The organism is Streptomyces pathocidini, assembly GCF_001418495.1.
GTDB classification, from domain to species: domain Bacteria; phylum Actinomycetota; class Actinomycetes; order Streptomycetales; family Streptomycetaceae; genus Streptomyces; species Streptomyces pathocidini.
The window spans coordinates 1-6351 of the sequence record NZ_LIQY01000537.1 but is presented as its reverse complement, the minus strand read 5'-3'; the positions used below and the strand labels follow the sequence as shown (position 1 = coordinate 6351).

At 70.1% G+C, this 6351-nt stretch carries 6 protein-coding genes and 1 pseudogene; 3 read left to right on the top strand and 4 right to left on the bottom strand.

The window, feature by feature from the left end; genetic code table 11:
• The first annotated feature begins 106 nt into the window (after positions 1 to 106).
• On the top strand, positions 107 to 616 hold the full coding sequence (locus tag AOK16_RS22140; protein WP_157859307.1) for a GntR family transcriptional regulator: 510 nt from the start codon (positions 107 to 109) through the stop codon (positions 614 to 616).
• An 83-nt stretch (positions 617 to 699) separates the two neighbouring features.
• Positions 700 to 1746: an aminotransferase class V-fold PLP-dependent enzyme gene (locus AOK16_RS22135; protein WP_055473930.1), complete on the top strand. Its 1047-nt coding sequence runs from the start codon at positions 700 to 702 to the stop codon at positions 1744 to 1746.
• Between the two features lie 168 nt (positions 1747 to 1914).
• Here the strand turns inward: AOK16_RS22135 and thpD are convergent, their stop codons facing one another.
• The 4 genes from thpD to ectA form a co-directional block, all read right to left on the bottom strand.
• Positions 1915 to 2814, bottom strand: coding sequence for an ectoine hydroxylase (gene thpD / locus AOK16_RS22130; protein ID WP_055473929.1), 900 nt, complete (start codon positions 2812 to 2814; stop codon positions 1915 to 1917).
• Positions 2815 to 2930: 116 nt separating this feature from the next.
• Positions 2931 to 3335: an ectoine synthase gene (locus AOK16_RS22125; protein WP_055473928.1), complete on the bottom strand. Its 405-nt coding sequence runs from the start codon at positions 3333 to 3335 to the stop codon at positions 2931 to 2933.
• A 100-nt stretch (positions 3336 to 3435) separates the two neighbouring features.
• Complete coding sequence (ectB, locus tag AOK16_RS22120; protein WP_055473927.1) at positions 3436 to 4704, bottom strand: diaminobutyrate--2-oxoglutarate transaminase; 1269 nt, start codon at positions 4702 to 4704, stop codon at positions 3436 to 3438.
• 138 nt (positions 4705 to 4842) lie between these two features.
• Positions 4843 to 5412 (bottom strand): diaminobutyrate acetyltransferase, encoded by a 570-nt coding sequence (ectA, locus tag AOK16_RS22115; RefSeq protein ID WP_205627756.1) that lies wholly within the window; start codon positions 5410 to 5412, stop codon positions 4843 to 4845.
• 440 nt (positions 5413 to 5852) lie between these two features.
• On the opposite strand from ectA, the pseudogene AOK16_RS22110 reads away from it, so the two are divergent.
• Positions 5853 to 6351 (top strand): annotated as a pseudogene (locus AOK16_RS22110) (amidohydrolase family protein); the annotation flags it as partial.

Genomic DNA, 6351 nt, shown 5'->3' with positions numbered 1-6351 from the left:
GAACGCATGCCCACAACGTGGGCGAACTATGGTCCGCGCACAGCGTGGCGCGCCCGCCGCGGTCCCGCGTTGCGCGCCGCATGGCGTACCCGCTCACAATGGGTTTATGGGTGAGATGCCGGATGTGGCGGGTGGGGTGGAGGGGGTGCCCTCCGAGGAGGAGATCGAGCGGGCCTACGCCGACGCCCGCGACGTCATGGAGGCCCGCCTCCTGCTTGAGATCTTCGCCCTCGACACCGTCGCCGCCCGCGGCCGCCCCGCCCTGCGCGAACTGGGCCTGGACCTCCTCGGCGGCCTCCACGAGGTCTCCACCTCCGAACAGGCCATGGCCCTGGGCCGCGAGTTCCACACCGGCCTCGTCCGCGCCGCCGGCAACCCGGTCGTGGCCGACCTCCACGCCGCCCTGTGGGACCGCACCCGCTACGTCGCCGCCTCCTCCACCTCGGGCCCGGGCCACCCGGAGAACGACGTCGCCGAGCACACCGCCATCGCCGAGGCCATGTCCCGCGGCCGCGGGGGCGAGGCCCGCGAGCTGCTGCACCGGCACGTGGTCGCGACCCTCCGCCGTATCGGGATCGCGGACGAGTTCGCCCTGCCGCGCCCCGCCGACCTCTGAAGCCGGGGAGATATCTGAGGCCGAGGAGATATCCGGTGGACGGCGCCACCACCGCATCCCATAGTGAGGCCATGGAAAAGGCCATGGAAAAGAGCCTCGGCGGCGCGGAGTTCGCGCCTCGGACGACCTACCTCGACACCGCTGCCTTCGGCCTCCTCCCCACCCGCGCCGTCACGGCCATGCGCACCGCCGTGGACCGTGCCGCCGAGGGCCGGTACCACGGCGGCTACGAGGCGGCGGAGGTGTCCCGTGCCACGTACGCCAGACTCGCCGGGGTACCCGTGGCCCGCGTCGCGGTGGGCGCGTCGGTCGCCGTGTACGCGGGCCTGATCGCCGCCTCGCTGCCCTCCGGCGCCGAAGTCCTCGTCGCCGAGGGCGACTTCAGCTCCCTGGTCAACCCCTTCCACGTCCGCCCCGGACTCACCGTCCGCAGCGCGCCGCTCGACGCGCTCGCCGAGGCCGTACGCCCGTCCACCGCGCTCGTCGCGGTCAGCGCCGCCCAGTCCGCGACCGGCGCGATCACCGACCTACGAGCCGTACGGGAGGCCGCCCGGGCCCATGGCGCGCGTACCCTCGTCGACGCCTCGCAGTCCGCCGGCTGGCTACCGCTGGACGCCGGGGACTTCGACTTCACGGTGTGCACGGCCCGCAAGTGGCTGCTGTGCCCGAGCGGCGTCGCGTTCCTCACCGTGCCGGAGGACTTCGGCGGGCTCACGGCCGTCTTCGCCGGAATGTTCGCCGGAGAGGTGCCGGCGAACAGCAACTACGGCGCCGTCGAACTCGCCCGCTCCGCCCGCAGGTTCGACGAGAGCCCGGCCGTGTACTCGTACGTCGCGGCCCGCCACGCGCTGGCGCTCGTCGAGGAGCTCGGGCCCGAGACCATCCACGCGCACGACGCCGCGCTCGCCGACCGCTTCCGCGCCGGTGCCGCCGGGCTCGGGCACGAGCCGCTGCCCGCGCCGGGCTCGCCCATCGTCTCGGTGCCGGGGCTCGGCCACGCCGCGGAGCGCCTCGCGGAGGCCGGGTTCCAGCTCTCCAGCCGAGCCGGGAACCTCCGTGCCTCCTTCCACCTCTACAACACCTCGGACGACGTGGACCGCCTGCTCGAAGCGCTGCCTGACCACCGTTGAACGCTGCCTGACCACCGCCCAACGCTGCCTGACCACCGCCCAACGCTGCCCGACCACCGCCGAACGAAAGCCGGATCCGGCCATGAAACGGATCCGGACATACGGGAGCCCCGTCCGGCCCACGCACCAGGGCCGGGCGGGGCTCCCGTGTCAGCCGGGACCCACGGGTCACTTCACCGGTGTGAAGTCCCGCGCCCCGATGAACTCCGGGCGCCTGATCGGCGCCGCGAACGGCTCCACCGCGGTGTTCTCCACGCTGTTGAAGACGATGAAGACGTTGCTGCGGGGGAAGGGCGTGATGTTGTCGCCCGAGCCGTGCATGCAGTTGCAGTCGAACCAGGTGGCCGAACCGGCCTTGCCGGTGAACAACTTGATGCCGTGCCGGCTCGCGAACTCCGTCAGCGCCTCGTCCGACGGGGTGCCCGCGTCCTGCATCTGCAGCGACTTCTTGTAGTTGTCCTTCGGCGTGGCCCCCGCGCAGCCGAGGAACGTCCGGTGCGAGCCCGGCATGATCATCAAGCCGCCGTTGGTGTCGTGGTTCTCGGTCAGCGCGATCGAGACGGACACGGTCCGCATGTTCGGCAGGCCGTCCTCGGCGTGCCAGGTCTCGAAGTCCGAGTGCCAGTAGAAGCCCGAGGCGCCGAAGCCGGGCTTCACGTTGATCCGGCTCTGGTGCACGTACACGTCCGAGCCCAGGATCTGCCGGGCGCGGCCGACCAGGCGCGGGTCGCGGACCAGGCCGGCGAACAGCTCGCTGATCCTGTGCACCTCGAAGACCGACCGGACGTCCTGGGTCTGCGGCTCGATGATCGAGCGCTCGTCGGCCCGGATTGCCGGATCGCCGATCAGCCGGTCGAGTTCGGCGCGGTAGACCGCGACCTCGTCCGGGGTGATCAGCTGGTCGATCGCGAGGAAACCGTCACGGTCGAAGTCGCGCAGCTCCGACGGCTGGACGGGGCCCGGAGTGCCCGGTTCCGACCACACGACGGAGTCCAGGCGCGGGGTGCTCACCTCGGTCGCGCCGCGCGTCGGGTAGAGATCGGCCGTTCGCTCGGGTGCGGTGGTCATGGTGGTGCTCCTTCTCCTCTCGTACGGCCCTGTCTTTTCAAGGCCCTTCCAGGAGGCGGCTCCTGGGGAATGCCCGAGATCTCAGGATCCCAAGGAACCTTCCCCTGAAGGGGGGTTCAGCTCTCCGCTGGCTCCGTGAGCAGCGGGTACACGCCGTTCTCGTCGTGGTCCTCGCGCCCGGTCACCGGCGGATTGAAGACACACAGGCAGCGGAAGTCCTCCTTGATCCGCATGGTGTGCTTCTCATGACCGTCGAGCAGGTACATGGTGCCCGGCGTGATCGTGTACTTCTCGCCGGTCTCGTCGTCGGTCAGCTCGGCCTCTCCCTCGACGCAGACGACGGCCTCGACGTGGTTGGCGTACCACATCGACGTCTCCGTCCCCGCGTACAGGATGGTCTCGTGCAGCGAGAAGCCCACCCGCTCCTTGGCGAGGATGATGCGCTTGCTCTCCCAGGTGCCCGACGCGGACTTCACATGCCGGTCGGTGCCCTCGATGTCCTTGAAGGATCGGACGATCACGGTCTTCAGTGCCTTTCTTCTCTGCGGGTCGGCGGTGGGTCGCGTACCGGTCGAGAGCCGGAGCCGGGGACCCGCGGACGGGTCCCCGGCACTCCGGCGCTCAGGCCGTTTCGCGCACCGCTCGGGCGAGGGTCCGAAGCCCCTCGTCCAGCTCCTCCGGGCTGATGGTCAGCGCGGGGAGCAGCTTGACGACCTCGCCCTCGGGACCGGAGGTCTCGATGAGCAGGCCGAGTTCGAAGGCGCGGGCCGCGATGGCGTTCGCGCGCTCCTTCTGCGTGAACTCGATGCCCCAGACCAGGCCGCGGCCGCGGTACTCGGCCTCGCCGTCCGGGAGTTCGTCCACGATGGCGCGCAGTGCCCGCTCGACCTGCTCGCCGCGGGCGAGGGTCTGCTTCTCCATCTGGCCGTCGGCCCAGTACGTGTCGAGGGCCGCGGCGGCGGTGACGAAGGCGGGGTTGTTGCCGCGGAAGGTGCCGTTGTGCTCGCCCGGCTCCCAGATGTCCAGCTCCGGCTTGAACAGGGTCAGCGCCATGGGCAGCCCGTAGCCGCTGATGGACTTGGAGACGGTGACGATGTCCGGGGTGATGCCCGCCTCCTCGAAGGAGAAGAAGGCGCCGGTGCGGCCGCAGCCCATCTGGATGTCGTCGACGATCAGCAGCATGTCGCGGCGCTCGCACAGGTCGGCCAGGCCGCGCAGCCACTCGGCGCGGGCGACGTTGATGCCGCCCTCGCCCTGCACCGTCTCGACGATGACGGCGGCGGGCTGGTTCAGGCCGGAGCCCTGGTCCTCCAGCAGGCGCTCGAACCACAGGAAGTCCGGCACCTGGCCGTCGAGGTAGTGGTCGAAGGGCATCGGGGTGCCGTGCACCAGCGGGATGCCGGCGCCGGCTCGCTTGAAGGCGTTGCCGGTGACGGCCAGCGAGCCCAGCGACATGCCGTGGAAGGCGTTGGTGAAGGAGACGATCGCCTCGCGGCCCTTGACCTTGCGGGCCAGCTTCAGTGCCGACTCCACGGCGTTGGTGCCGGTCGGGCCGGGGAACATGACCTTGTACGGGAGGTCGCGCGGCCGCAGGATCGTGTTCTGGAAGGACTCCAGGAACGCCCGCTTGGCCGTGGTGGACATGTCCAGGCCGTGGGTGACGCCGTCGCGCTCGAGGTAGTCGAGCAGTGCGCGTTTGAGGACCGGGTTGTTGTGCCCGTAGTTCAGCGAACCCGCCCCGGCGAAGAAGTCGAGGTAGGTGTGTCCGTCCTCGTCATACATGTGGCTGCCCTGCGCGCGGTCGAAGACGGTGGGCCAGCCGCGGCAGTAGCTGCGCACCTCCGACTCCAGGGTCTCGAAGACACTCAGGTCGGGCTGGGTGATGGTCACGGCGTGCTCCAGGGAGATGAGGGCGTGAGGGAGAAGACTTGAGGGGTGGCGGTCGCGGCGCCCTCGGGAGGCGGTGCTCTGGGCGGCGGTCCCGGTGACCGGGCGCCTCGGGCGGTGGTGCCCCGGGGCCGCGGGCCGTCAGGGGGCGGTCGCGGTGACCGGCACCGCGAGGGGGCCGATCCGGTACAACACCTCCGGCTCGTGACCGCCGTCGGGGAACAGCCCGCCGTCGAACAGCACCTCGCGGTCCACGTGCGCGCCATGGCGCTGGGCGTAGGAGGTGAACAGGCGGTTCGACGCGGTGTTGTCGGGCGTGATCGTGGTCTCGACGTCGCGTACGCCCAGCTCTTCCGTGACCCGGGCGGTCAACCCGTCGAGGAGCGCGGCGGCCAGGCCGCGACCGCGCTGCGCGTGGTCGACGGCGACCTGCCAGACGACGAGCGTCTGCGGGCGCTCGGGGCGTGTGTAGCCGGTGACGAACCCGACGGGCTCACCGTCCCCGTCCCGCGCCACCACGGAGGTGGCGGCGAAGTCGCGGCACCACAGGAGGTAGCTGTAGGAGGAGTTGAGGTCGAGCACCTTGGAGTCCCTGGCGATGCGCCAGATCGCTGCTCCGTCCTCTACTCGTGGGGTATCGAGCACGATCCCCTCCGATATTTCGAGGAATTCGCTATGGGCGCCTGCAAGGTCTGCTTGTGCGGCGGTCATGCAGATTCAATTTACCCAGTGCAATTGGAAAATGCATCGCGGTGGGGGGTACCGCCAGGAAGCGATCTGTGGTATCGCGCGGGTGCGGGCGAGCGCGCGGAGGGTTGTCAAAAGATGCTGGTTTGCCCCGATAATAAGGGGCAAAACGGATCGCTTGTGAAGTGCGTCACGTGCCTGTAACGGATCTGAGATCCGTTCGAATTACGGCTTCGATGCTGACGAAAGTTTAGCGTTTGGGGAGAAGGAAAGCGGGCAGGAGAATATGGGAAGCTGCGCATCTGAGAAATTGGAAAAGCGCCACCCGAAGCTCTTCTCCAGGCCATTCGAAGGCCATGCAGGTTTTCCCTGAGGATATCCCCCGCCACTTCCGCGGGTGTGCGCCCTGCCGCGCGGCCGAGGCCCCGGTGCCCGCGCCCCGCCCCGGCTCGTACAGTGCGGACATGAGTGAGAGTGCGGTGCTGCACATCAAGGGGCGGGTGCTGGTCGGGCCGGACGAAGTCCGAGACGAGCTGTGGGTGGTCGGCGGCCGGGTCTCCTACGACCGCCCGGTGGGCGCCCGGGACGTGACGACGGTGACGGGGTGGGTGCTGCCGGGGCTGGTCGACGCGCACTGCCACGTCGGCCTGGACGCGCACGGCGCCGTCGACGAGTCGACCAGCGAGAAGCAGGCGCTGACCGAACGCGACGCGGGCGCGCTGCTGCTCCGCGACGCCGGGTCGCCCGCTGACACCCACTGGATCGACGACCGCGAGGACCTGCCGCGGATCATCCGCGCGGGCCGCCACATCGCCCGCACCAAGCGTTACATCCGCAACTACGCCCACGAGATCGAGCCCGAGGACCTCGTCGCGTACGTCGCCCGGGAGGCCCGGCGCGGCGACGGCTGGGTCAAGCTCGTGGGGGACTGGCTCGACCGCTCCACCGGCGACCTGGGCGCCT